21 protein-coding genes are annotated in these 25,590 nt (G+C 70.1%); 12 read left to right on the top strand and 9 right to left on the bottom strand.

The annotated features are described in order from the left end of the window. Position 1: 1 nt before the first annotated feature. Positions 2-997 (top strand): methylmalonyl Co-A mutase-associated GTPase MeaB, encoded by a 996-nt coding sequence (meaB, locus tag CP978_RS30065; protein WP_043446050.1) that lies wholly within the window; start codon positions 2-4, stop codon positions 995-997. 48 nt (positions 998-1,045) lie between these two features. On the opposite strand, the gene CP978_RS30060 is transcribed toward meaB, so the two are convergent. Continuing rightward, on the bottom strand, positions 1,046-2,101 hold the full coding sequence (locus tag CP978_RS30060; RefSeq protein ID WP_052454375.1) for a LacI family DNA-binding transcriptional regulator: 1,056 nt from the start codon (positions 2,099-2,101) through the stop codon (positions 1,046-1,048). 224 nt (positions 2,102-2,325) lie between these two features. On the opposite strand from CP978_RS30060, the gene CP978_RS30055 reads away from it, so the two are divergent. From CP978_RS30055 to CP978_RS30030, 6 genes are all read left to right on the top strand, one after another. Beyond that, complete coding sequence (locus CP978_RS30055) at positions 2,326-4,053, top strand: ABC transporter substrate-binding protein (RefSeq protein WP_043446047.1); 1,728 nt, start codon at positions 2,326-2,328, stop codon at positions 4,051-4,053. Between the two features lie 208 nt (positions 4,054-4,261). After that, positions 4,262-5,257 (top strand): ABC transporter permease, encoded by a 996-nt coding sequence (locus CP978_RS30050; RefSeq protein ID WP_043446045.1) that lies wholly within the window; start codon positions 4,262-4,264, stop codon positions 5,255-5,257. Further along, positions 5,254-6,192 (top strand): ABC transporter permease, encoded by a 939-nt coding sequence (locus CP978_RS30045; protein WP_043446042.1) that lies wholly within the window; start codon positions 5,254-5,256, stop codon positions 6,190-6,192. The genes CP978_RS30050 and CP978_RS30045 overlap by 4 nt, the downstream gene beginning before the upstream one ends. 5 nt (positions 6,193-6,197) lie before the next feature. Next, positions 6,198-7,139 carry an ABC transporter ATP-binding protein gene (locus tag CP978_RS30040; protein ID WP_043446039.1) on the top strand — a complete coding sequence of 314 codons (942 nt, stop codon included), beginning with the start codon at positions 6,198-6,200 and terminating at the stop codon, positions 7,137-7,139. After that, positions 7,139-8,029, top strand: a complete 891-nt coding sequence (locus CP978_RS30035; RefSeq protein ID WP_043449847.1) for an ABC transporter ATP-binding protein — start codon at positions 7,139-7,141, stop codon at positions 8,027-8,029. The genes CP978_RS30040 and CP978_RS30035 overlap by 1 nt, the downstream gene beginning before the upstream one ends. Next, positions 8,026-10,437 (top strand): glycoside hydrolase family 2 protein, encoded by a 2,412-nt coding sequence (locus CP978_RS30030; RefSeq protein ID WP_227745511.1) that lies wholly within the window; start codon positions 8,026-8,028, stop codon positions 10,435-10,437. Before CP978_RS30035 ends, CP978_RS30030 begins: the two co-directional genes overlap by 4 nt. 84 nt (positions 10,438-10,521) lie before the next feature. Here CP978_RS30030 and CP978_RS30025 read toward each other — a convergent pair whose 3' ends face one another. Next, positions 10,522-11,241 carry a GntR family transcriptional regulator gene (locus CP978_RS30025; RefSeq protein WP_043446036.1) on the bottom strand — a complete coding sequence of 240 codons (720 nt, stop codon included), beginning with the start codon at positions 11,239-11,241 and terminating at the stop codon, positions 10,522-10,524. 194 nt (positions 11,242-11,435) lie between these two features. Here CP978_RS30025 and CP978_RS30020 point away from each other — a divergent pair, with 194 nt between their 5' ends. Together CP978_RS30020 and CP978_RS30015 are read left to right on the top strand one after the other, a co-directional pair. Next, the gene (locus CP978_RS30020; protein WP_079162383.1) at positions 11,436-12,701 is read left to right on the top strand and encodes an amidohydrolase family protein; all 1,266 of its coding nucleotides are present in this window, start codon (positions 11,436-11,438) and stop codon (positions 12,699-12,701) included. A 128-nt stretch (positions 12,702-12,829) separates the two neighbouring features. Next, a complete protein-coding gene (locus tag CP978_RS30015; protein WP_079162382.1) occupies positions 12,830-14,347 on the top strand; it encodes an APC family permease in 1,518 nt (505 codons plus the stop codon). Positions 14,348-14,395: 48 nt separating this feature from the next. On the opposite strand, the gene CP978_RS30010 is transcribed toward CP978_RS30015, so the two are convergent. Continuing rightward, positions 14,396-15,832, bottom strand: coding sequence for a cytochrome P450 (locus tag CP978_RS30010; protein WP_242647095.1), 1,437 nt, complete (start codon positions 15,830-15,832; stop codon positions 14,396-14,398). Between the two features lie 345 nt (positions 15,833-16,177). Between CP978_RS30010 and CP978_RS30005 the strand changes: the two genes are divergently transcribed. Further along, complete coding sequence (locus CP978_RS30005) at positions 16,178-17,209, top strand: 7-epi-alpha-eudesmol synthase (RefSeq protein ID WP_043446034.1); 1,032 nt, start codon at positions 16,178-16,180, stop codon at positions 17,207-17,209. Positions 17,210-17,280: 71 nt separating this feature from the next. On the opposite strand, the gene CP978_RS30000 is transcribed toward CP978_RS30005, so the two are convergent. From CP978_RS30000 to CP978_RS29970, 6 genes are all read right to left on the bottom strand, one after another. Further along, positions 17,281-18,534 carry a cytochrome P450 gene (locus CP978_RS30000; RefSeq protein WP_043446030.1) on the bottom strand — a complete coding sequence of 418 codons (1,254 nt, stop codon included), beginning with the start codon at positions 18,532-18,534 and terminating at the stop codon, positions 17,281-17,283. Next, a complete protein-coding gene (locus CP978_RS29995; RefSeq protein ID WP_043446027.1) occupies positions 18,531-19,136 on the bottom strand; it encodes a GTP-binding protein in 606 nt (201 codons plus the stop codon). The genes CP978_RS30000 and CP978_RS29995 overlap by 4 nt, the downstream gene beginning before the upstream one ends. Further along, positions 19,117-19,488 (bottom strand): DUF742 domain-containing protein, encoded by a 372-nt coding sequence (locus CP978_RS29990; protein ID WP_043446024.1) that lies wholly within the window; start codon positions 19,486-19,488, stop codon positions 19,117-19,119. The genes CP978_RS29995 and CP978_RS29990 overlap by 20 nt, the downstream gene beginning before the upstream one ends. Then, positions 19,485-19,898 (bottom strand): roadblock/LC7 domain-containing protein, encoded by a 414-nt coding sequence (locus CP978_RS29985; protein ID WP_043446021.1) that lies wholly within the window; start codon positions 19,896-19,898, stop codon positions 19,485-19,487. The genes CP978_RS29990 and CP978_RS29985 overlap by 4 nt, the downstream gene beginning before the upstream one ends. 2 nt (positions 19,899-19,900) lie before the next feature. Further along, complete coding sequence (locus CP978_RS29980) at positions 19,901-21,592, bottom strand: ATP-binding protein (protein WP_043446019.1); 1,692 nt, start codon at positions 21,590-21,592, stop codon at positions 19,901-19,903. Positions 21,593-22,160: 568 nt separating this feature from the next. Then, positions 22,161-23,279, bottom strand: coding sequence for a PP2C family protein-serine/threonine phosphatase (locus CP978_RS29970; protein WP_150478339.1), 1,119 nt, complete (start codon positions 23,277-23,279; stop codon positions 22,161-22,163). Between the two features lie 459 nt (positions 23,280-23,738). Between CP978_RS29970 and CP978_RS29965 the strand changes: the two genes are divergently transcribed. Both CP978_RS29965 and CP978_RS29960 read left to right on the top strand, forming a co-directional pair. Further along, positions 23,739-24,686 (top strand): L,D-transpeptidase, encoded by a 948-nt coding sequence (locus CP978_RS29965; RefSeq protein WP_079162381.1) that lies wholly within the window; start codon positions 23,739-23,741, stop codon positions 24,684-24,686. Between the two features lie 163 nt (positions 24,687-24,849). Further along, positions 24,850-25,521: an SAM-dependent methyltransferase gene (locus tag CP978_RS29960; RefSeq protein ID WP_052454373.1), complete on the top strand. Its 672-nt coding sequence runs from the start codon at positions 24,850-24,852 to the stop codon at positions 25,519-25,521. Positions 25,522-25,590 lie beyond the last annotated feature (69 nt).

The following is a 25,590-nucleotide window of genomic DNA, read 5'->3' as shown; positions in this document are numbered from 1 at the left end:
CATGGCCATCAACCTCGACACCTACGTGAAGGGTGTCCTCGACGGGAAGCGCGCCGTCGTCGCGCGTGCCATCACACTCGTCGAGTCCACCCGACCCCAGCACCGGGTGCTGGCCCAGGAACTGCTGACCACGCTGCTCCCGCACAGCGGCCGCGCCCGGCGGATCGGCGTCAGCGGGGTGCCCGGCGTGGGCAAGTCCACGTTCATCGACGCGTTCGGCACCATGCTGACCTCGCTCGGGCACCGGGTGGCCGTACTCGCCGTCGATCCGTCCTCGAGCCGTACGGGCGGCTCCATCCTCGGCGACAAGACCCGCATGGAGCGGCTGGCCGTGGACCCGGCGGCCTTCGTCCGCCCCTCCCCCAGCGCGGGAACGCTGGGCGGGGTCGCGAAGGCGACCCGGGAGTCGATCGTGGTGATGGAGGCGGCCGGCTACGACGTGATCCTGGTGGAGACGGTCGGCGTCGGGCAGTCCGAGACCGCGGTCGCGAACATGGTCGACTCCTTCCTGCTGCTCACCCTGGCCCGCACCGGAGACCAGCTGCAGGGCATCAAGAAGGGCGTCCTGGAACTGGCCGATGTGATCAGCGTCAACAAGGCGGACGGCCCGCACGAACGCGACGCCCGCGCCGCCGCACGGGAGTTGGCGGGCGCGCTGCGGCTGATGCACGGCAGGGACGCGTTCTGGACCCCGCCCGTGCTGAGCTGCAGCGCGCGCGAGTCCAGCGGCCTGGACACGGTCTGGGAACGCCTCGAACAGCACCGCACCCTGCTGGACTCGACCGGACGCCTCGCCGCCAAGCGCCGTGAACAGCAGGTCGACTGGACCTGGAACATGGTCCGCGACGAACTCCTCAGCCGCCTGCACGCCGACCCGGCGGTACGAGCTCTCGCACCGACCCTTGAAAAGCAGGTCATGGACGGCGAGTTGACACCCACCCTGGCCGCCGAGCACATCCTGAACGCCCTCGGAAGCTCCGAGACAGCCCCTGCCTGAACGACATGAGCACAGTCAGCGGTGGTCACACCACCGCCCGGGTGAGTGTCAGGAGTCGTTCGCCCCGGGCGGCGGGGTGGAGGGGATGTGTGCCCGGGCTGTGCTGCCCCGGGGGATGAGGCGGGCCGGGGTGTCTTCGACGGACTCGGCGCAGCCCTCCTCGATCAGGGTGAGCAGTGTGCGCGCGGCGTGTGTCCCGTAGGCGGGGATGTCGCGGTTGAGGGCGGTGAGCGGCGGCCGTACCACCTGTGTCAGCTGTGAGTCGTCCCAGGCGACGAGGGAGAGTTCGCCCGGCACGTCGACGCCCAGTTCCTGGGCGACCGAGAGCCCGGCCACCGCCATGATGTCGTTGTCGAAGACGATCGCGGTGGGGCGCCGTGGGCCGATCAGGAGTCCCCGCACCGCCTGTGCCCCTGCCTCGCCCGAGTAGTCGGTGTGCACCAGAATCGGTTCGTCCAGGCCGAGTTCGGCGCAGACGCGCAGATGGGCCCGGTCGCGCCGCCCGGTGTGGTCGAGCTCGGGAAGGCCCGCGACACGGGCGATGGAGCGGTGCCCGAGCGCACTGAGGTAGCGCAGCGTCTCGCCGAGGGCGGCGGCGTCGTCCGACCACACGGCCGGCAGGTCACCGGCCCCGCTGGGATGTCCGACGACCACGGCCGGCAGGCCCAGTTCTCCCATCAGCTCGATCCTGGGGTCGGGTGCGCGAAGATCGGTCAGGAAGACGCCGTCCACCCGTCCCTCGCCCCACCAGCGGCCGTAGATCTCGATCTCCTGCGCGGGATCGCCGACCACCTGAAGGGTCAGGGCCTTGCCCCGGGCAGCCAGTTCGTCCTCCATACCGCTGATGAGTTCCATGAAGAACGGTTCGGAGCCCAGGACCCGGGCGGGCCGCGACAGCACGAGCCCCACGGCGTCGGCGCGCGCCCGGGTGAGCGCGCGCGCCGCGCTGTTCGGGCGCCAGCCGATCTCACGCGCGATCTTCTTGATCTCGGCCCGGGTGACGGGCGAGACGCCGGGGCGGTCGTTGAGCGCGTAGGACACCGCCCCTTTGGAGACTCCGGCACGACGCGCGATGTCGGCGATCGTGGGGCGCCGCTTGGTCATCCAACCTCACTTAACCGTTTCGTGACTCCAGCGGCATCCTAGCGCGGACGCCCGTCACCTCGGGATACCCGACCGGGGGTCACAGGAGCCCGAGATTCCGGGAGTTCCGGGGCATGGGAGCGCTCCCGCGCGTATTGACACGGGCTCGGTGCGCATTGACACTTCCCAGCACTTACCCGGTTCAGTTACTCCGCTCAGGGACGGGCGGGGAGGGAGTGACCCCGATGCGTATCCGGGCGCGATGGTTCACCTTGCTGGCCGTCGGCGGGCTCATCGCCACGGCCTGTACGAGCGGCGGCTCGTCGACCGACGGCGACAAGGGCGGCGGTACCTCCGGCGGTGGCGCGATGCCTCGCAACGAAACCCTGTACACGACCGGCACCCAATGGGGCCCGCCCGCCAACTACAACCCGCTGCGCAACTGGGACCATGCGACGGGCACCAAGGGCCTGGCCTATGAGACCCTGTTCCACTTCGATCCGAACCAGGGCAAGTTGACACCCTGGCTCGCCGAGTCCGGCTCCTGGACCGGCGGCAAGACGTACGAGATGAAGCTGCGGTCCGGCATCACCTGGTCGGACGGCAAGCCGATGACCGCCGCGGACGTCGTCTACTCGTACGAGATCGGCAAGATCGAGGCGTCCAGCTTCCACACGCTGTGGGACTGGCTGTCCAAGGCGGAGGCGGTCGACGACCACACCGTTCGCTTCACCTTCAAGCAGGCCCGTTACCAGGAGTGGGACTTCACTCTCTACGGGCAGCCCATCGTGCCCGAGCACGTGTGGAGCAAGCTCTCCGACGAGCAGGTGCTCAACGGTGTCAACGACAAGCCCGTGGTCTCCGGCGCGTACACCCTCAAGAGCCACTCCCAGGACCGGGTGATCTGGCAGCGGCGCGACGACTGGTGGGGTGTGAAGGCGCTCGGCATGAAGCCCGCCCCCAAGTACATCGTCGACATCTCCAACCCCAGCAACGAGGTCGTGATCGGCCAGCTCAACCAGGGCCAACTCGACCTGAGCAACAACTTCCTGCCGGGCGCCGCGTCCATGATCAAGGCCCACAAGGCCGTCTCGTACTACGACCAGGCGCCGTACATGCAGTCGGCCAACACGGCCTGGCTGGTGCCCAACACCACCAAGAAGCCGATGGACGACCCCGCCTTCCGCAAGGCACTCGCCTACTCCGTGGACGTGGGCAAGATCGTCAAGGGGGTCTACGGCGATCTGGTCAAGCCCGCGGACCCGACCGGACTGCTTCCGCAATGGGACAAGTACATCGACACGTCCCTGACGGCGAAGGAGGGTTTCTCCTTCGACACCGCGGCAGCCAAGAAGATGCTGGCGGACGCCGGTTACCGGGACACCGACGGAGACGGCTACGTCGAGAACAAGGACGGCTCGGCGATCAAGCTGAAGCTGCAGGTGCCGACGGGCTGGACCGACTGGATGGAGGCCGCGAAGGTCATCGCCGCCGGCGCGAAGGACGCGGGCATCCGGATCACCACGGACTTCCCCGACCAGAACGCGCTCAACGACCTGCGCGGGAAGGGGGACTTCGATCTCGTCATCAACAACGAGCGCCAACTGTCCAACACCCCGTGGACCTACTACGAGTACATGTTCCAGCTGCCGGTCCAGAAGCAGCAGAACACGGTCAACTTCGGCCGCTACGAGAACAAGGAGGCCTGGGACCTCGTCCAGCAGCTCGGTGGCGTGCGGACCGACGACGAGGCCGGGATGAAAGCGGTCATCTCCAAGATCCAGGACATCCAGCTCAAGGAGATGCCCGTCATCCCGCTCTGGTACAACGGCCTCTGGTCGCAGGCCACCACCGGCGCATGGACGAACTGGCCCTCCGACAAGGGCGATTCGCACTATGCGCCCGCCCTGTGGCGCAACTGGCTGGAGATGGGCGGCTTCGAGATGCTGACCAAGCTCAAGCCCGCCAAGTGACCCTTCCGGCCCGGGAGCGGTCCCGGACCCGTGGCCGTGCGAGGGGCGACGGATCCAGCGGCACCACCACCTCGGGTCTCCGGGCCCACACCCCGAAAGGGGCGCGGCCCCCGGCTCGCGACCGCCCTGTGGCAGCGGTCGCGGACCGAGGGGCCCCGCCCGGCCCCTCCCCCACCTTCAGCCGCCGCGCCGATCCGGGAGATCCCCCTTGGCCCGCTACTTCGCCCGAAAACTCCTTGTCTACGCGCTGACGTTCGTCGTCGCCGTCACCGTGAACTGGATGATCCCGCGCTTCATGCCGGGCGACCCCGTATCAGCGATGATCTCCCGCGCCCGGGTGTCACAACCCGAGGCGGTGGACGCGATGCGCGCCTACTACAACAACCTGTTCGGCTTCGACCAGCCCGTGTGGCAGCAGTACCTGCACTTCTGGTCGTCACTGGTGCACGGTGACTTCGGCCTGTCCATCTGGGTGTTCCCCAAGCCCGTGAGCGAGGTCATCCTCGACGCACTGCCCTACACCCTGGCCCTGATGATCCCGGCGATCCTGCTCAGCTGGTTCGCCGGCAACTGGCTCGGCGCGCTCGCCGCCCGCCGCAAGATCCTCGACAACACCGTGCTGCCCGCCGGCTATGTGCTGACCGCGATGCCGTACATGTGGATCGCCGTGATCCTCGCCTGGCTGCTCAGCGCCAAGGCCGGCTGGTTCCCGGTCTCCGGCGGCTACAGCCTCGACATCCAGCCCGGCATGAACGCCGACTTCCTCCTGGACGCCCTGCACCACTGGGTGCTCCCCTTCCTGTCCCTCTTCCTGGTGGCCCTGGGCGGCTGGGCGATCGGCATGCGCAACATGATCATCTACGAGCTGGAGTCCGACTACTCCACCTATCTGGCCGCGCTCGGCGCACCCCACCGTCTCATCCGCCGGTACGCCTTCCGCAACGCCGTGCTGCCCCAGATCACCGGACTGGCACTGCAGTTGGGCGTCCTGGTCGCCGGCGCGCTGGTCACCGAGATCGTCTTCAACTACCCGGGCCTGGGCAACCTGATCCTGGCGGCCATCCAGAACCGGGACTTCTTCCTGCTGCAGGGCACGTTCCTGTTCATCGTGATCGGCGTCCTGATCGCCAACTTCCTCATCGACCTCGTCTACGTCGTCGTCGACCCCCGTACCCGTACCGGCATGGCGGGAGGACAGTCGTGAGCACACCGCCCCAGCCGTCGGGCACCCCGACGCCGGACACGCCGGACAAGACCGTCGGCCCCTCCGAGGCCGCCGCACCGGCACTCACCCCGGGCCGTGAGAGCCTGCACTACGCGGTCCGTAACCCGAAGCTCCTCATCGGGCTCGCAATCGTGCTGATCCTGCTGGGGACCGGAGTGCTGGGACCGCTGTTCCTGGACTCCTCGGACCCCAACGCCTATGTCGGCCCGCAGGCCGCCGCGCCCGACGGCACCTACTGGCTGGGCACGACCACGTTCGGGCAGGACATCTACGCCCAGTTCGTGTACGGGCTGCGCTCCACCTTCCTCGTCGGCGTGATCGGGGGCGGCATCGCAGCGATCGTCGCGATGCTGGTCGGCTTTCTCGCCGGCTACCGCGGCGGCATCGTCGACGAGATCCTCACCATGCTCACCAACATCGTCCTGGTGATCCCGTCCCTGGCCGTCCTGCTCATCGCCAACGCCTACCTGGGCGTGCGCAGCGTCGGTGTGCAGGGGCTGTTCATCGGCCTCACGTCCTGGCCGTGGGCGGCCCGCGCCATCCGGGCCCAGACCTTCAGCCTGCGCTCGCGCGAGTTCGTCGACCTGGCGCGGCTCAGCGGCAGCCGCACCTGGCGGATCATCTTCCGCGAGATCGCGCCGAACATGAGCTCCTACCTGTTCATGACGTTCATCCTGCTGTTCGGCGGCTCCATCCTGATCGCCTCCTCGCTGGACTTCATAGGCCTCGGCCCCACCGAGGGCGTCTCGCTCGGTCTGATGCTGCAGAGCGCCCAGCAGTGGAGCGCCCTCCAACTCGGGATGTGGTGGTGGTTCGTGCCCCCGGGGATCGGCATCACCGCCGTCGTCGGTGCGCTCTATGTCGCCAATGTGGGTCTGGACGAGGTGTTCAACCCGAAGCTGAGGGAGTCGTAGACCGCATGACCCTGACCGTCAACGACCTCCGCGTCCACTACCGCACGCTGCGCGGCGAGGTCCGCGCCCTGGACGGCGTGAGCTTCGGCATCGCCGACGGCGAGATACTCGGCCTGGTCGGCGAGTCCGGCTGCGGCAAGACCACGCTGGGCAAGTCCCTCATCCGGCTCGACGGCCGGATGCGCCATGCCGGCGGCTCCATCACCCTCGACGGCGAGGACGTACCCATCGCCGACGACCGGGCGATGAACGCCTTCCGCTTCCGCCGCATCTCCCTCGTGCCGCAGTACTCGATGAGCGCGATGAACCCGACCCGCCGCATCGGCAGGATGATCCGCGAACTGCTCGCCGCGCGCGGCGCCGAGGTCGACACCCCCGAACTCCACCGCCGTCTCGCCCTCGTCGGCCTCGAACCCGACATCCTGGAGCGCTATCCGATCGAGCTGTCCGGTGGCATGAAGCAGCGCACCGTCATGGTGATCTCCACACTGCTCGACCCCTCGCTCCTGATCGCCGACGAGGTGACGTCCGCACTCGACGTCTCCAACCAGAAGGCGGTCGCCGGGGCGCTCGTCGGACTGCGCGACCGGGGCCTGGTCACCAGCATGGTGTTCATCACCCATGACCTGGCGCTCACCTCGCACATCGCGGACACCATCATGGTCATGTATGCGGGACTGCTCGCCGAGAAGGCCCCCGCCGAGGTCCTCACCACCCGGCCCCGACACCCCTACACCCGCCGGCTGCTCGGTGCCCTCCCGCAGGTCGGGGTGCGCCGCTCCGAGGGCCGTCTCACGGGGATCGAGGGCAGCCCGCCCTCCCTGCTCGATCCGCCCACCGGCTGCCGTTTCCGCGACCGCTGCCCGCTGGCCGACGATCAGTGCGCCGACCGGCCGCCGGTCGTGGAGGTCGCCCCCCGTCACCACGTAGCGTGCTGGAAGGCCTGATGCTGACACTCGACCGCGTCACCAAGACGTTTCGCACGGGGACGTTCTCCGGACAGGGCGTCACCGCCGTCGACCGGGTCTCCTTCGGCATCGCCCCGGGCGAGGTCGTCACCCTGATCGGCGAGAGCGGCAGTGGCAAATCCACCATCGGCCGCATGATCCTCGGTCTCACCCAGGTCAGCGAGGGGTCGCTGACTCTCGACGGTGAGCCGGTACGCTCCGGCAAGGAGTACCACCGCCGCGTCCAGGGCGTGTTCCAGGACCCGTTCAGCTGCTTCAACCCGGTCTTCAGAGCGGACCGCGTCTTCGCGATGATCAAGGATGCCTATCATCCCCAGGTGCCGGCCGCCGAGTGGCGTACCCGCGTGGAGAAGGCCGTACGCGATGTGCGTCTGGACCCCGCTCAGGTGCTCGGCAAGTATCCGCACCAGCTCAGCGGCGGTCAGCTCCAGAGACTTCTGATCGCCCGCACCCTCCTGCTCGACCTGGAGTTCCTCGTCGCCGACGAGATCACCAGCATGCTGGACGCCTCGACCCGTATCGACGTCCTCAACCTCCTCGGCGACCTGCGCGAGCGCGGTCTCGGGGTCCTCTACATCACCCACGACCTGTCGCTGGGCACCTACCTCGCCGAACGGACGGTCGTCCTGCGCCACGGTCGCGTCGTCGAACGCGGCGCCACGGAGAAGGTGTTCGGCGACCCCCAGCACCCCTACACCCGCCGTCTGCTGGCCGCCGTGCCCCGCCTCGGCGCCGACTGGAGCGACCCGGAACCCGTCGAGGTCTGCCTCTACCACGCGTCCGGCGCCACCGGGGACCTGCACGAACTGGAGCCCGACCACCACGTCGCCTGCGCCCGACTCCCGGAATGCGGAAGGACCCAGCAGTGATCACACGCCTCCACCTCCACGACGGCTGGCGACTGAGCACGGACGCCGACATCCCGGTGACACTGCCCGCCGGGGGAGTGACGGCGACCGTCCCGGGCTGCGTCCACACCGACCTGCTCACCGCCGGCCTCATCGACGACCCCTACCTCGACGACAACGAGACCCGACTGACCTGGATCGGCCGCACCGACTGGACGTACCGCACCACCTTCACCTGGCGGCGCGACGGACACGACCGCACCGACCTGCTGTTCGCCGGACTCGACACGGTCGCCGCGGTCAGCCTCAACGGCACGGTCCTCGGCGAGACGGCCAACCAGCACCGCGGCTACCGCTTCCCGGTGCGCCAGCTGCTGCACGAGGGCCACAACACCCTCGAAGTACGCTTCACCGCTCCCTACACCTATGCCGAGGACCTGCGCGACCGACTCGGCGATCGCCCGGGCGCCTACTCCGAGCCCTACCCCTTCATCCGCAAGATGGCCTGCAACTTCGGCTGGGACTGGGGGCCCACGCTCGTCACCTCCGGTATCTGGCGGCCCGTCACCCTGGAGTCGTACAGCGGGGACCGTATCGCCCAAATGCGGCTGCTCGCGGACACGGGCACCGACGGCGTCCCGCGCCTGACCGTGGCGCTCGACGTCGACCGGCTCGACGGCACGGGCGAGTTGACGGCCGAGGTGGAGGTCGCGGGAGAGCGGGCCCGGCTCACGGTTCCCGAGGGCCACTCGTGCGGCCGGGTCAGCCTCTCGGTCCCGGGCGCCGAACTCTGGTGGCCCCGTGGCTACGGCGAGCAGCCCCTGTACGAGGTCACCGTGCGCCTGGGCGAGCAGGAACAGCGCGCCCGGACCGGCTTCCGGGGCGTCGAGCTGGAACGCGAGGCCTTCCGTATCGCCGTCAACGGCGAACCGGTCTTCGTCCGCGGCGTCAACTGGATCCCCGACGACTGTTTCCCGTCCCGCCTCACCCGCGAACGCATCGCCGCCCGCCTCGACCAGGCCGCCGAGGCCGGCGCCAATCTGGTACGGGTCTGGGGCGGCGGCCTGTACGAGAGTGACGACTTCTACGAACTGGCCGACGAGAAGGGCCTGTTGGTATGGCAGGACTTTCCCTTCGCGTGCGCCGCGTACCCCGAGGAACAGCCGCTGTACGACGAGGTCGCGGCCGAGGCCCGGGAGAACATCGTCCGGCTGGCCCCGCACCCCTCACTGGTGCTGTGGTGCGGCAACAACGAGAACCTGGAGGGGTACGCCGACTGGGGCTGGCAGGACGAACTCCAGGGCCGGACCTGGGGCCACGGCTACTACCACCGTCTCCTCCCCGGCCTGGTCGCGGAACTCGACCCCACCCGCCCCTACTGGCCGGGCTCGCCCTACTCCGGTGCCCCCAGCCGTCCCCCGCAGGACCCGACCCGCGGAACGGTCCATCTGTGGGACGTGTGGAACCGTGTCGACTACCGCACCTACGCGGATCATGTGCCCCGGTTCGTCGCCGAGTTCGGCTTCCAGGGCCCGCCCGCGTACAGCACCCTGCGCACCGCGGTCAGCGGTGAACTCGCCCTGGACTCCCCGCTCCTCGCCGCACACCAGAAGGCCGACGACGGCCAGGGAAAGCTCCTGCGGGGCCTGGGCGACCATCTTCCGCAGCCCCGCGACCTCGACGACTGGCACTGGCTCACCCAGCTCAACCAGGCCCGCGCCGTCGCCTTCGGCATCCGGCACTTCCGCTCCCACGCCCCGTACTGCATGGGCACGGTCGTCTGGCAGCTCAACGACTGCTGGCCGGTCGTCTCCTGGTCGGCCGTCGACGGCGAGGGCCGGCGCAAACCGCTCTGGTACGCGCTGCGCGAGGCGTACGCCGACCGGATCCTCGTCGTGCGCGACGGAGCGGTGTACGTGGTCAATGACGGTCCGCGGATCTGGGAGGGCACCCTGCGCGCGGCCCGGCGCTCCCTGTCCGGCGCCGTGCTCGCGGAGGCGGAGCTGCCGGTGGGCTGCGCGCCACGGTCGGTGTCGCGCGTCGAGCTCCCGGCCGAGTTGACCGAGCCGGGCGACAAGACGCGGGAGCTGTTCGTCGCGGAGCTCGGCGGGCAGCGTGTCGTCGAGTTCTACGCGGAGGACACCGAGGTGGCCTTCCCCGGCGCGGAACTCACCGCCCGCGTCGAGCCGCTCGGTCCGGGCGGGGGCGACGGCTACCGCGTCACGGTCAGTGCGCACACCCTCGTACGCGATCTCGCGCTGTTCCCCGACCGGCTCGACCCGGCGGCCGAGACCGACCGGGCGCTGATCACCCTGCTGCCCGGTGAGCAGGCGGCCTTCGAGGTCACCGGCGCCCTGCTCCCCGATCCGTCGGCACTGGCGAAGCGGCCCGTCCTGCGCTGTGTGAACGAGGCCCACGGGGCCGACTGACCCTCCTCGGGCCCGTCCCACCGCGTCCCCGCTGTCACCGGGACGGGCCCGAGGAGCCCGCACAGCCTGCTGGGTGGGAACACCTCACCGGCCTGCGACGGCGGACAGTGGCTCCTGTCCCTCGGCCGCCGCGCGTGCGGCGAGGATCTGCAGAGCGGCGGCCCGGGTGTTGGCCACATGCCGTCGGGCCAGGTGCGCGGCCGTCTGCGCGTCGCCCGAGCGCACGGCGCGGAACAGCTCCTCGTGTTCACCGCACATCAGCGGCCCGTCCCCGGGCTCGGCGGTCAGCCGGAACAGCCGCCGCAGCCGCCCGTCCAGCGGCTGCATCAGGTCCTGGAGCAGCGGATTGCCGGACAGGACGACGATCTGACGGTGGAAGTCGGCATTGAGCGCCGCGAGGTCACGTGCACGTCCGCGCTCGGCGGCCCGGCGGGCGCCTAGGAGCAGTTGCTCCAGCCGGCGCAGGCCCGCCGCGTCGGCGTGGCGTGCGGCGAGGTCCGCGGCGAGCGCCTCGAGGTTCTCGCGCACATCGAAGAAGTGGGCGGTGTCCTCCACCCCGACCCGGGAGACGATGGTTCCGCGCCGGGGCTGGGTGGTGAGGAAGCCCTCCGTCTCCAGCCGCTGCATGGCTTCGCGCACCGGGATGCGGGAGACCTCGAACTCCGCGGCGAGGTTTCGCTCGACCACCCGCCGGCCGGGTTCGAGTCCGCCCTCGATGATGCGTTCACGAAGCGCCTCGTACACCTGGTCGCGCAGGGACTTGTCCCCGGCTCCGATGCTGGTGTCCCGCGTAGTCTCCGCCATCTCGCGTCTTCTCCTGACCGGTGCCCTGCCGTTCGCCGCTCCATCCTAGTGCCCACCAGGTGAAAGAAGGCCTTGCCTGGTATTCGGTATACCAAGTAGCTTGTGCGTGCCCTTCGGCCCGCACGGCGCAGTCCGGTGTCCGCGGCCCCGGTCGAGGCGCATGGAAAGCACCCTCACGCGTTCGGAAACTCCCTATGCACAGCAGCACCTCGTATCCCTCCGTCCTGGCCGATGTCACGCTGCCGGACGGCCGACGCGCAGATGTGTCCTTGCGTGACGGCCTGATCACAGCCGTCGACGAGCGCATATCGCCCACCGGGGAGCCGATCGGCACGGCCGGCGGCACGGACGACGGCCGCGTCGACCTGGGCGGCGCGCTCCTGCTCCCCGCGTTCGTGGACGGGCACTCCCACCCGGACAAGACGTTCCTCGGGGCGCCCTGGCAGCCGCATATAACCGGCGGCACGATCCGCGAGCGGGTCACGGCCGAGCTCGAGACCCGGCAGCGGCTCACCGTGCCGGTGCCCGAGCGAGCCCTGGCACTGGTGCACCGAATGGTGGGTCACGGCACCGGGCACACCCGCTCGCACGTCGACATCGACCCGCACTCCCGCCTGGCGAACCTGCATGCGCTGCTGGAGGTCCGCGAGCGCGTCCGCGACCTGATCACGATGCAGATCGTCGCCTTTCCGCAGAGCGGGGTGGTCACCGCGCCCGGCGTACCGGACCTGCTGGACGCGGCGCTGCGCGAAGGTGCCGACCTCGTCGGCGGCCTCGACCCCCAGGGCTTCGACGGCGACGTCGACGGACAGCTCGATGTGGTCTTCGGGCTTGCCGAGCGGCACGGCACCGGCGTCGACATCCATCTGCACGACCCCGGCGAGGCCGGCGCCGCACAGCTGCGCGCCATCGCCGCCCGTACCGGCGCGCTCGGCCTCGGCGGCCGGGTGACGGTCAGCCACGCCTACTGCCTCGGCGACGTCGAGGCCGCCACCTTCGCCCGTACCGCCGCGGCGCTGGCACAGGCGGGGGTGTCCGTCCTCACCAACGGGCCCGCCGGACCCATGCCTCCCGTGCTGCGGCTGCGTGAAAGCGGCGTCCGTGTCTTCGCGGGCTCCGACAACATCCGTGACGCATGGTGGCCGTACGGGACCGGCGACATGCTGGAGCGGGCGACCATCGTCGGGCTGCGCTCCGACCTGATGACCGACGACGAGTTGCGGACCGCGGCCTCACTCGTCACCACGGAGGCCGCCGCCGCGCTGGGCCTGGACCGCTACGGGCTGCAGCCGGGCTGCCGCGCCGACCTCGTCGCCGTCGCGGCGGGAAGCGTCGCCGAGGCGGTCGCCGCACACCCCAGGCGCCTGCTGGTCATGCACGCCGGCCGAGTCCTCGCGACCGACGGCTGCCCGGTGGCGGGCCTGCCGGCCCCCGAACCGGGGGCCCAGCGCGCCTGGTGACACCGCGGCGAGGCAACCGCCCTCTCCCAGGCGCATCCGGAAATACACGGTTTATCCGCCTTCATCACGAAGTACTCATCACCTTTCCCTCTCCTGAGGACCACTCAGCTCACCCAGCCAGGAGTCCCATGCCTGTCTCCAGCGGTTCCGGCGGTGCCCCCGTGGCACGCCCGAGCGCCCCCGTCTCCCCCGCCCCGCACACCGAGACGCCGCCCACCGAAGGCGGCACCGCCCTGAGCAGCGCCGCCATCGGCGTGTTCGACCTGGTCTTCTTCGTGGTCGCCGCCGCCGCACCGCTGACGGCCGTGGCAGGCGTCGCCCCGGCCGCCATGGCGATGGGCGGGATCGCCACGCCCCTGGGATACGTCCTGTCGGGCGGGCTGCTGGCGCTGTTCGCGGCCGGGTTCACCGCGATGAGTCTGTACGTCCGCAACGCCGGAGCCTTCTACGCCTACGTGGCCCGTGGCCTGGGCAAGGCCACCGGCATCGGGACGGCCTATGTCGCGGTCCTCTCGTACAACCTGGTGGAGATCGGGCTCGTCGCCTGTTTCGGCTTCTTCGCCTCGGGCGGTGTCGCGGACCTCACCGGGTTCGTCGCGCCCTGGTGGGTCTGGTCGGCGATCTGCATCGTCGCCGTCGCTGTCCTCGGCTGGCTCCGGGTCACCCTCAGCGCCAAGGTGCTCGGGCTCGCGTTGGTCCTGGAGGTCGTCGTCCTGCTGATCCTGGAGGGCGGTGTACTGGGCCACCGCGGCACGGCCGCCCTGGACCCCGCCGTGCTGAACCCGGGGTCGCTGGGCGGTGCGGGTGTGGCGGGCATGTTCGTCCTGGCCATCGGCGCGTTCACCGGCTTCGAGGCGACCGCGATCTACGCCGAGGAGGCCCGCGAGCCCCGGCGCACCGTGCCGCGGGCCACGTTCATCGCCGTCGGCTTCCTCGCCGTCTTCTACGCCTTCGCCGTGTGGGTGGTCATGGGAGCCTTCGGCCCCGAGGAGGCCGTGCGCATCGCGCGGGGCGGGGACGGGCCCGACATGGTGTTCAGCGCGGCCGGCCGCTTCGTCGGCTCCTGGCTGCCCGACATCATGCATGTGCTGATCATCACCAGCGCCTTCGCCGCCACCCTCGCCTTCCACAACGCCGCCGCCCGGTACATGTACGCCCTCGGTCGCGAGGGACTGCTGCCGCGTCGGCTCGGCCGTGTCACCGGGGGCCATGGCTCCCCCGGCACCGCCGTGGTCGTCCAGAGTCTTCTCGCGGCCGTCTTCATCGCCGCCGGAGCCCTCGGCGGCGCCGATCCGTACGCGGTGGTCTTCCTGTGGCCGAACGGCACCGGTGTCCTCGGCATCATGGCGATGCAGGCCCTCGCCGCCCTCGCGGTGTTCGGATTCTTCCGGCGCGACCGTCACGGCGTCTCCAGCTTCCGGGCACGGTGGGCACCCCTGCTCTCCTGCCTCGGGCTGAGCGTGCTCACCGTTCTCGCGGCCCTGCGGTTCGACCTGCTCACCGGAGCCTCGGGCACGGTGAACGTCGCGCTGCTCGTCCCACTGCCCGTGGTGTTCTGCGCAGGTCTCCTGGTGGCGCGCCGCATCCGACGCACCGACCCGGAGCGGTACGCGCAGTTGACCACCGTCGACGTGGAACGCGACTGATCCGGGGCGGGCGAGCCCGCTGCCCCACGCTTGGCCGCGCCCGGCACCTCACCGGGCGCGGCCGGGCGTGGGGCCCCCGTCGACGGGTCTGGTCCCGTCGACCGCCTGCCGGAACGTCATCGTCATCGCGTCGGGCTTGACCGTGACGACGGCCTGCGGGCGCGGGGGCCGGGAGGTGAGGTCGAAGCGGGGCCACAGCTGCAGGACGGTCGCCAGAATGATCTGCAGCTCGCTCCAGGCGAAGTTCTCGCCGATGCACTTGCGGCGGCCGTCGCCGAAGGCCAGGAAGGAGCCGCGGGTGGCGGAGGCACGCTCGGGCGTCCAGCGGTCGGGGTCGAAGACCTCGGGGTCGGGGAAGGAGGCGGGGTCGTGCTGGTGGAGGTAGGGGCTCCACACGACGTCGGCCCCTGCCGGAATGCGATGACCGCCCAGGTCGACGTCCTGGGTGGCGGTGCGGGTGACCATCCAGGCGGGCCCGTACTTGCGGACGGCCTCCTGCAGTACCCGGCGGGCGTACGGCAGACGGTCGAGGTCCTCGTACCGTAGGGGACCGTCCTGGCAGACCGCGGCGAGCTCCGCGCGCAACCGCTCCTCGATGCCGGGGTGCCGGGTGATCTCGTAGAGGGTCCAGGCCAGGGTGGTGCCGGTGGTCTCGATCGCCCCGGTCAGCAGGGTGATGGCCTCGTCCTGGAGCTGCTGCCGGGTGAGCTGGTCCTCCGCGGTCAGCAAGGTGGTGAACAGGCCCTCCTGCGGCGCCTGTTGCCCGGCGGCGTGCGGACAGCCGGCCGGTTCGGCCGCGCCGTCCGCCGCCGCCCGGGTGCGATGGTCGATGGCCTGGTCGATGAGGGCGCGCAGCCGGGCGACGCGGGCGGTGTGGGCGCGGTTGGCGGGCAGCGGGAGACGGGTGATCCAGGAGGGCAGGACCGTCTGCCGGATCGTGCCCTTCATGATGGCGGGCATCAGGGCGGTGAACTCGTCCTGCAGATGGCCGGGCAGGTCGGTGCCGAAGAGGGCGACCAGGAACGCGGCGAGGGTGATGTCGTTCATGTCGGCGTACACGTCGCGTGCTTCGCCCGCGCGCCAGGCGCCGACCATCGACCGCACCTGGTCGATCATGGCGTCGCCGCGGGTGGCGATGTGGGCCTTGTTGAACATCGGCTGCATCAGCCGCCGGTTGCGCAGATGGGTGTCGCCGTCGGCGACCGTGGCCAGTCCGTCGCCGAAGAACATCCGGAGCGCATCGATGATCTTGCCGCCCTTGGTGAAATGCACGGCATCCGTCACCAGGACACGGCGGGTCAGCGCGGGGTCCGTGACGACATAGGCGGGGGTCGGACCGATGTTGATACGGACCACACTGCCGTGCCGGCGCAGCGAGGTGAAGAACGGCAGCGGATCGCGGGCGAGCCGGTGGGCGTGGCCGATCAGGGGAAGCCGTCCCGGTGCGGCTGGCGTGGGGGCGGTTGCGGCGGGCGAGTCGTTCACGGCGCTCTGCACTCCTCGTGTGGGGGTACGGTGCGGCCGATTCATGCCCACGAGCACAGTCGGAGATGCCCGTCCGGAGTCATCGCTGCGTCACACCCCGCGCCCGGCGTCGTACCACCGCAGGGGCCGGCGACGCCGTGCGAGCCGCTCGACACCCCCGCAGCGCACACCTGCATCACGCGTGTCGGATCTCGCAGCATAGATCGTTTAGCCGCTGGGCAGCCTCGAAGGGTACTTGAGTGGTCAACTTACAACTCAAAAGGTGCAGTTTGAGTCAGCGGGCGTCATTCCCAATCGCCCATTCGCAGGGACGGAGCCTGTGAATCGTCTCTTGAGAGGACGGCAATGCCGCAGGACGTCACATTCGACCTCCCCTTCGACACCCCTGTCAGCGAGCACATCCAGTACGCCCGAGAGCGCCACCTGCGCTGGGTGTGGGACATGGGCCTGGTGCGCAGCCAGGACGGGTTCGAGGAGTACCGGTCCTGGGACCTTCCCCAGGCCGCCGCCCGGACCTACCCCCACGCCTCCGCTGACGACCTGGTCGTCCTGATGAACTGGTTCTCCCTCGCCTTCCTTTTCGACGACCAGTTCGACGCCGGGAGTCCCGACCGTGCGGACCGGATAGCCGAGGTGGCACGGGAGCTGATCGCCACACCCCTGCGTCCCGCCGGGACACCTCCCCGGGTGATCTGCCCGATCACGGTGGCCTGGGCGGAGGTCTGGGCCATCCTGTCGGACGGCATGTCCCTGGCGTGGCGGACCCGGTTCGCCGCGTCCTGGGGGCGGTTCCTGGTGGCGCACACCGAGGAGGTCGACCTGGCGGCCCGGGGCCTGGCCGGAACGCTCGGCCTGAAGGAGTACGCCGAGTTCCGCCGCCGTACGGTGGGCATCCACCACAGCATCGACGCGGGCGAGCGCAGCCGTGGCTTCGAGGTGCCGCCGCAGGTGCAGGCGCACGAACTGATGGTCCGGATGCGGGATGTCGCCGCGGACACCATCGGGTTCATGAACGACATCCACTCCTTCGAGCGCGAGAAGCGCCGGGGAGACGGTCACAACCTGATCGCCGTGCTGCACCGGGAGCGCGGCGGCACCTGGGAGGAGGCCGCCGAGGAGGCGTACCGGATGACCATGGACTGCCTCGAGGAGTACCTCGAACTCGAGGCACGTGTCCCTGAGATGTGCGAGGAGCTCGGACTCAGCGCCGAGCAGCGGGTCCAGGTCCGGATGGGCGTGGAGGCCATCCAGCACTGGATCAACGGCAACTACCAGTGGGCGCTGACCTCGGGCCGGTACACGGCCGCCAAGGAGGGCCCGGCCGCCACCGCCGAGCTGGCGGGGCGGGGTTCGCTGGACGATCTGCTCGCCGTCTGACGCACGGTTCCTGCCCGGCCTGATGGTCCGGGCCGGGCAGGAACCGTCGGATGCGGTCAGACCCCCGCGGTCTACGCGGCGAACTCGACCGGGAGACGATCCAGACGTGCCTCCCAGGTGGAGGCGGTCGAGGTGAGTTCGTCGGCCGGCACGGACAGGCGCAGACCCGGCAGCCGGTGCACCAGGACGTCGACGGCGATCTCGATGATGGCCTGGCCGATGTTCTGGCCGGGACACTCGTGGGGACCGCTGCTGAACGCCAGGTGCGACTGGTTGCCGTGCACGGAGACACCCGAGTCGGGTCGGATCTGCGGGTCGAGGTTGCCCGCACTGAGCCCGACCACCAGCAGATCGCCCTCCTTGATGTGCGCGTTGCCGAGTTCGAGGTCGGCGGTGGCGAATCGCCCCGGAAGGACGGCCAGCGGCGGAGTGTTCCACATCACCTCCTCGACGACCGAGGAGACGCTCAGCTGGCCGCTCACCAGCCCCGCGAGACGGGACGAGTCGGTGAGGACCAACTGCAGCACCCGGGCCAGCAGATTGCTGGTGGTGGTGTGGGCGGTGATCAGCACCAGCCGCAGATGGCTGAGGATCTCGCCCTCGTCGAGGCCGGCATGGTGCTTGAGCAGCCCGGTGGTGAAGTCGGGCCCGGGCTCGGCGCGCTTGCGCTCGGCGAGTTCCCCGAGGATCTGCATGATGCGGTCGTTGTGGGCGAGGGCCCCCTCACCACCCTTGATCACCTGGGCGCAGGAGACAGCGAGGCTGCGCCCCTCGGCTGCCGGGAGCCCGAACAGCCTGGTCAGTACGAGCATCGGCAGATATTCGGCGTAGTCGCCCACCAGGTCGGCGCTGCCCTCGCCGGCGAACGCATCGATCTGCTTGTTCGCGAAGTGCGTGACATGGCGGCGGATGCCGCGCCCCGCGACGGCCTCCAGATTGTCGGTGACCGCCCTGCGCAACCTGCGGTGCGGCTCGCCGTCCTGGGACACACAGTCGGGGCGCCAGCCCAGCATCGGGATCAGTGGCGAGGCGGCCTCGACGCGGCCTTCTTTCCAGTCCCGCCAGATACGCGAATCCCGGCTGAACTGACGGGGGTTGTCGAGCACCCGGCGGCCCTCACGGTAGCCGAGGACCAGCCAGGCCGGGATGTCGCCCTCGAGGAGCACCGGCGCCACGGCCCCGTGTTCCTTGCGCAGCCGTCCGTAGATGCCGTGCGGGTCGAGCGCTGCCTGCGGCCCGTACAGCCGGGTGAGGTCGTCGGCGCCGCCGTGCGCGACGGGGCAGCCGCCGGGAGCGTCGGGGCCGTTGATGGGCTGGTCGGTCATCGGGGCTCCAGAGCGGCGGCAGAGCGTTCCTTGAGATGGTGGATCAGTGCCACGAGGACGTCACGGCTGGAGGTCCGGTCCCGGGCGTCGCAGGCCACGACCGGGATGTGCGGAGGGATGTCCAGCGCGTCGCGGATCTCCTCGATCGGGTGTTCCTTGGAATCCGGGAAGACGTTCAGGGCGATGACGAAGGGGACGTTCTGCTGCTCCATCTCCTCGATGGCCCGGAAACTGGAGGCCAGGCGGCGGGTGTCCACCAGGACCACCGCGCCGAGAGCGCCCTTGAACAGGCCGTTCCACAGGAACCAGAACCGCTCCTGGCCCGGCGTCCCGAAGAGGTAGAGCACCAGTTCGTCGTTGATGTCGATCTTGCCGAAGTCCAGGCTGACGGTGGTCTGCGTCTTGTCCGTCACGCCGATCAGATTGTCGACGCCGGCGCTTGCCTGGGTGAGCGTCTCCTCGGTGGTCAGCGGCTCGATGTCGCTGACCGAGGCCACCATGGTGGTTTTTCCGGTACCGAAACCGCCGGCGATCATCACCTTCACCGAGCGGGTGCCGCCGTCCGACTTTCGGTCGGGGTGGTCAAAGCCTTCGTAGTCCACTGAGTACCTCCTCAAGGAGCGCGAGGTCGGGCCCGCGGCCGGCGCCTGACGCCGGGATGGGATTGCGGGCTTCGACGCGGCCTGCGTCCAGCAGATCGGCCAGCAGCACCGCGAGAATGTTGAAGGGCAATCCGAGGTGGGCACCCAGTTCGGCCACCGAGAGCGCATCGCGGCAGCGCCGGATGATCTCCTCGTGCTCGTACTGCATGCCCGGGACGACTGCGGCGCGGGAGACGATGAGCGTCGCCACGTCAAGAGTCGACGCGGAACCGCCCGGCCCGCTGCGGCCACCGGTGAGGACGTAGTAGCGCTCAAGACCGGACGGGTCCGTGGAACGGCGGGGAGCACTCATCCAGAGTGCTCGTCCAGCCGCGGAGTGGTGCCGAGGAGTTCGCCCATCCTGCGGGCCAGATCCCTCATCTGGTGCCCGAGCAGACCCTGGTCGAGGCCTTCCTTGGCAAGGACTCCGAGGTAGGTCTCCACGCCGGCCCGCACCACGAACAAGTGGCCGCCGTCGACCTCGATCATCGCGAGCCGCAGCTGCCCGGCGTACTGCGGGAACTGCTTGGCCACCGGCTGGGCCAGCGACTGCAGGCCCGCGACCACGGCGGCGAAGCGGTCCACGTCGTCGGGGTCCTCGGCGCCGTAGGACGTAATGGCCTTGCCGTCACTCGAAGCCACGAGGGCAAAGCGGATCTCCTTGATGCTTTCCGTCAGGTCGCGGAGCGCCCAGCTCACATCGGTTCCCTGTTGCGGCGTCATGACTAGTCGCTCTCTTCAGTGTGTTGCTCGTCGAACTCGTGTACGGGTGTCGTCTCGCTGTCCGCGGCCGGGCCGCGGTCCGTGGGGGTCTCGCTCGGTGGGTCACTCGCCCGTCCGGCCGCGGCGAAGGCGGCGAGGCCGCTGAAGGACGCGTCGGGCGGCACTGCGGCCGTGGTCTCCATGCCGCGGTCGGCGGCACCGGGCTGCGGTCCCGCGGTGTCCCTCCGAGTGCTGCGGCGCCTGGGCAGTCCACCGGGGGTGGTGTCCACCGCTTCGGTGGTCCCCACGGCCTCGGCCTGGACCGGCTTGGGGGCCGGCGCCACCACGGCGGCAGAGGCCGGCTCGGTGACGGAGGCGACGGCCGGCTCGGTGACGGAGGCGGCGGGCAACGGGCTGAAGTACTTGTGCGGTACGACCATGACCACGGAGGTGCCGAGCCAGGGCGAGTCCGCGAAGGTGACCCTGATGCCGTAGCGGCGCGCCAAGGCGCCCACCACGCGCAGGCCCAGGTTGGCGTCCTCCGAGATGCCGCCGATGCCCGGGCCCTTCGAGGTGCCCGCGAGGGACTGCTCCGCCTCGCGCTTCTTCTCCTCGCTCAGGCCCTTGCCGACGTCCTGGATCTCGATACCGACGCCGTTAGGGACCTCTTTGCCGGATACGACCACGGGCTCGGTGGGCGGCGAGTAGCGAGCCGCGTTGTCCAGGAGGTGGGCGAAGATCAGCGTGAGGTGGTCCACCAGGCTGCCGTCGACGCCGAGTTCGGGCAGGTAGCGGACCTGGACGCGGTCGAAGTCCTTGATGCGGCCGATGCCGCCACGGACCACGCTGAGCAGTCGCTGAGGCTCCTGCCACTGCCGTCCGGGCCGGTCCGAACCACCGAGCACGCCGATGCTGGCCGCGAGACAGTCGGCAGGGCCGATCTCCTGGTCCAGCTCCATGAGGCCCTGGGCCACCGCGGGCAGTTGCCCGTGCTCGCCCTGCATCTCATGCAGCCGTCCGCGCAGCTTGCTGGTCAGTACGTGGATCCGGCTGCCGATACTGATCACGGCCTGCTCGGCCGAGGTGGAACGGTCGAACTCCTCCTCCACACCGATCAGCGCGGTCCGCAGGACCTTGCGCAGCTCGGCGCGCAGCTCCGGGGCGGCCTCCGTCTCCTGGCCGACCTCCAGCAGGATGTCGTCGATGGCCTCGCCGTCCCGCAGCCGCTGGAGCGCCTCGGGGAGGTATGTGTCCCCCAGCCTGCGGACGACGGCCCGCTGGAGGGCGAGCTGCTCATTCCGGACCCGGGTCTGCTCGACGAGCTCGCTCTCGTGGGTCTGCGCCTGCTCGGCGAGCTGAGCCTTGAAGCTCTCGGCCTGCCGGTCCAGTTTCGCGTTCAGGTCGGAGCGCTCGGCCGCGAAATCCGTCTCCAGGCCCTCAACACGCTGCTCCCAGCGCTGGGTGAGCTCGTCCTGCGAGGTGCGGGAGTGTTCTTTGGTACGGCGCAGTTGGGACTGGGCGCGGACGAGGAGTCCCACACAGACGGCGCTGGCCGCGGTGGCCGCGGCGCCGGCGAACGTCGCGGGTATCTGAACCTGGTCGGGGCCCGCGACCGCGGTTGCGACGGTTCCGGCTCCTAAGGCCAGAGGCATCAGCCACCAGCTGTACTGGGCGACCGGAGCCCGCGCCGCCGGGGGCGGAGTGGCAAGTTCCATCTGCATCCTTCGAAGCAAACGATCGAACAGAGGGTGTGCAGGCGCCGTGTGCGTCGAGCACACGGCGCGAGGCGACCGAGTGTGTTTGCGTCAACTCGCAGCGCCGCAGGGGAGTTTATCGGGTAGGAGATCAAAAGGATCAACTCACTCTGCATGGCGGAAGGCCCTGTCCTCGGCCTGCCTGCCACTGCCATGGTGCCGGTGGTCCAGGTCCTCAAGCGGGACGTGCCCGGCCCGTGGTGGCCCGCTGACGCCAACCTCATGCACCTTCTGTGGTGCCCCAACGAGCACTGGGATCCGCCCGCCGGACAGGCCGACATGAGCCCCGTCGTGGAACTGCGTCGGCGTCGAACCGCTGATGTGGCCAGCAGACCGGTGGCCCCGCCATCGCCGCATGTGCGGCACGGAGATGACGCTGCTGTCCACCGTGGCCGGCGACGATGAGACGGGAGTCGTCACAGGGCGGTGGGGCGAGCTGCGGATCTTCACCTGCCCTGCCGATCACCGTCACCCTTTCCACGCGGATCTGCACTGACGCAGGCTCCCCCGCGGTGTGGCCGGGCGACCCTCAGGTGCGGCAGCGAGTCCTGTGAGTGTCGTCGGACGCGTCCGGCAGGCGGGTGACGGCCATGAGGGCGGCATCGTCGTCCAGGCGTCCTTCGGTGTGCCGGATCAGATCGGCGAGAAGAGCGTCCAGGATCGCACCGGGGCCCGTCGAGAGGGGACGGGACAGGACCGGCACGGGATCGTAGAAGGCGCCGTGGCGGTCGCGTGCCTCCACCAGGCCGTCGGTGAACAGCACCAGGATCGCGTCGTGCGGCAGGGTGTACCGATCGACCGGTACCCGGGTGCGGCCCAGGTCGCCCAGGCCCAGGGGCAGCGACGGGGCGGACGGCTCCAGCGGGCTCGCGCGGCCCCGGTGAACCAGGAGCGGCGCCGGATGTCCCAGATTGATCATGTATATGGCGGAGCCGTCGTCGGGGACGTCGATGAGGACGGCGGTGGCGAAGGACTCAGGGCCGTACTCCTCCTCGGCACCCGCCCACTGCATGAGCTCCTCCAGACGGTCGACCACGCCCGTCAGATCGGGGATGTGAGCCGCGGCCTCGTAGAAGGCGCCGAGCAGCCTGTTGACGGTTCGGACCGCGCCCAGTCCCTTCCCTCGCACATCGGCGATCATCATCCGCACACTGCCGGGTGTGGCATGGATGGCGTAGAGGTCACCACCGATCGCCGCCTCCTCGGCGGCGGCCCGGTACCGGGAGGCCACGGCCAGCGGACCGACCCGGGCGGGCGGGGCGGGGAGCACCGCCCGCTGGACGGCCTCGGCCACCTCGCGGGCGTCCTTCAACTGCTTCCGGTCTTTGGCCATCACCCGGTTGAGGATCGCGGCCAGCACGGTCAGGACCACGACGCTCGAGGACCGGACGAAGTGTTCGGAGGAGGTGACGTTCTCCTTCATGTACCCCAGGGCCATCCCGACCGCCTCGGTCACCACGCCGGCGGCGATCGTGCCCGGCAGCGAGTACACGGGGGCTGCCAGCACGGGAACGGCCGCCAGCAGCGGAAACACGCTGCCTGACGGGATCAACAGGTCGACGACGACCGCGACGAGGAGCACCGCGGCCGGGAGGAGACGAGGCCAGCGACTCCAGCCGACCAGAGGTGTGTCCTCGTCGTGTGTCACGGTGCGGCCTTCGAGCCGCCGTCGACGGGGATGGTCCTTCCGGTGATGCGTGGACCGGCGACGGCGCCGGGGGCTGTCGCACGTCCGGTACCGCCGGCACCCGCCGTCACGACGGCCCGTCGTCCGGTGTCCATCCGTTTCCCTCTCGCCGCACAAGCGCCTTACGTCGTCGATTCATGTCGTGTCATGTCATGTCGTGTCGAATGATTTCAGGGGCGGCCGGACTGTGCTCGGCCCGCTACGCCGTCCGGTGGCCGGTGGACCCGACCGGATGCCGCGCCCCCCGGCTCCCCGGTCCGGGCCTGCGCGGCGAGCTTTGAGACACCTTTTACACAACCCGCGCAACTGCGGCCCGCGCCCTCGCTGTCCGACAGGGAGTCAGGTCCGTCAGGGCCGAGGAGCGAGAGAACGGGGCGGGTCGTGGGGCGGCGTAAGGGCGGCATAGGAATCGCACTCATCATGGGGACAGTGCTGTGGGGCGCGAGTGCCTGCGGCGGGAGCGGCAGTGACAAGGCGGGCGGGGACGGCCCGAAGGCGCCGGGCAAGCCGACTGCGAGCGCCTCTCCGTCACCGACGAAGCCCGCGGGCCCGCCGATGCTGCTGGACACGATCACCCCGCAGACGGGAACCACGGTCGGCGTGGCCATGCCGATCTCGGTGATCTTCACCGACCCGGTGGCGGCAAAGGCACGGGCCACGGTGGAGCAGCACATGAAGGTGAGCACCTCGCAGCCGGTGGACGGCGCCTGGCACTGGTTCGGCGACCGGCGCGCCGACTGGCGGCCGAAGACGTACTGGCCCTCGGACACCAAGGTCAAGATCGACGTCGATATGAAGGGCGTCAGCAACGGCAACGGGCGCTACGGCGTGCACGGCTACACTCACACCTTCACGATCGGCGACGACGTACGCGCGGATGTCTCGGTGCCCGGCCACACCATGAGAGTGACCCGCAACGGCACGGTGGTGCGCACCCTGTCGATCAATGCGGGCAGCCCTCAGTATCCGACGTGGAACGGCACGATGGCCGTCATCGACAAGCAGGAGAAGGTCCACATGACCTCCTGCAGCGTCGGCATCAGCTGCCAGAAGGGCAGCCCGAACTACTACGACCTGACGCTGCCCTGGGACGTCCACCTCACCCAGTCCGGCACCTATGTGCACTACTCGACCGGCGACCCCACCCCCGGCAGCGGCAGCGCCCTCGGCTCGCACGGCTGTGTCCATCTGTCCCTGTCGGACGCCAAGTGGTTCTACGACCAGGTCAAGCAGGGCGACCCCGTCACCATCACCGGCTCGCCCCGAGCCAAGGCCCCGGCGGACAACGGCTACGCCGCCTTCAATCTGACATGGGACCAGTGGCTCGCCGGCAGCGCCTCCGGGGAGGAGACGACCACCACGCTGTGAGGCGCTCCGGGAGGGGCGAGGTGGTGCGCGCAGGGGAGCCGAGCCGCCGGTCGTTGCGGGAACGGCAACATGTGTCGCGTGCCGGCAAGCTCCTCGGCGACAGTGGTTTCTCCCGGCGTCTCGGAGAGCGATCCGAGCAGTCGTGAGGAAGGGAGAACGTGTCATGGCGCAGCAGCCTCAGGGCCCCACAGCGGCCGCCCTGGCCGCGCAGAGGCCCGAGGAGTTCTGGGAGGGCCTCTACCGGCAACGCGCGCAGGACCGCTCCGTCCGGGCGAGCCGGGTCAATCCGGTTCTGGAGGAGGAGGCCGCCGAGTTGCCTCCCGGCGCCGCGCTCGACCTCGGCTGCGGCATGGGCGGCGACACCCTGTGGCTGGCCCGCCACGGTTGGACGGTCACCGCGGTGGACATCGCGCCCACCGCGGTGGAGCGAGTGGCCGCCCTCGCCCGCACCGAGCGCCTTGACGACCGCGTCACGGCGGAGTGCCATGATCTGGCGCGGTCGTTCCCCGCCGGGAACTTCGACCTGGTCTCGGCCCAGTACTTCCACACCCCCTATGAGCTGCCCCGCGACACGATCCTCCGCACCGCGGCCGAGGCCCTGCGCCCCGGGGGACGGCTCCTCGTGGTCGACCACGGATCGATCGCGCCCTGGTCCTGGAACCAGGACCGGAGCACGCCCTTCGCCACCCCGCAGGAGATCTACGCACAACTCGCCCTGCCGTCCGGCGAATGGGCCCTCGAACGAGCCGACGCGCCACGGCGGGAGGCGACCGGCCCGGACGGCCGGACCGCCACGGTGACCGACCATGTCCTACTCGTCCGCCGGGCCGGCTGAGGTCATCCGCGCGGAGCGGCGAGGAGCGGTCCTCCTGAGGTTGTGGTGAGCGCCGGTCGGGACCTCGGG

Source organism: Streptomyces nodosus, from assembly GCF_008704995.1.
GTDB lineage: Bacteria > Actinomycetota > Actinomycetes > Streptomycetales > Streptomycetaceae > Streptomyces > Streptomyces nodosus.
The sequence above is the reverse complement of the archived record's forward strand: the minus strand, read 5'-3'. Positions and strand labels throughout refer to the sequence as shown.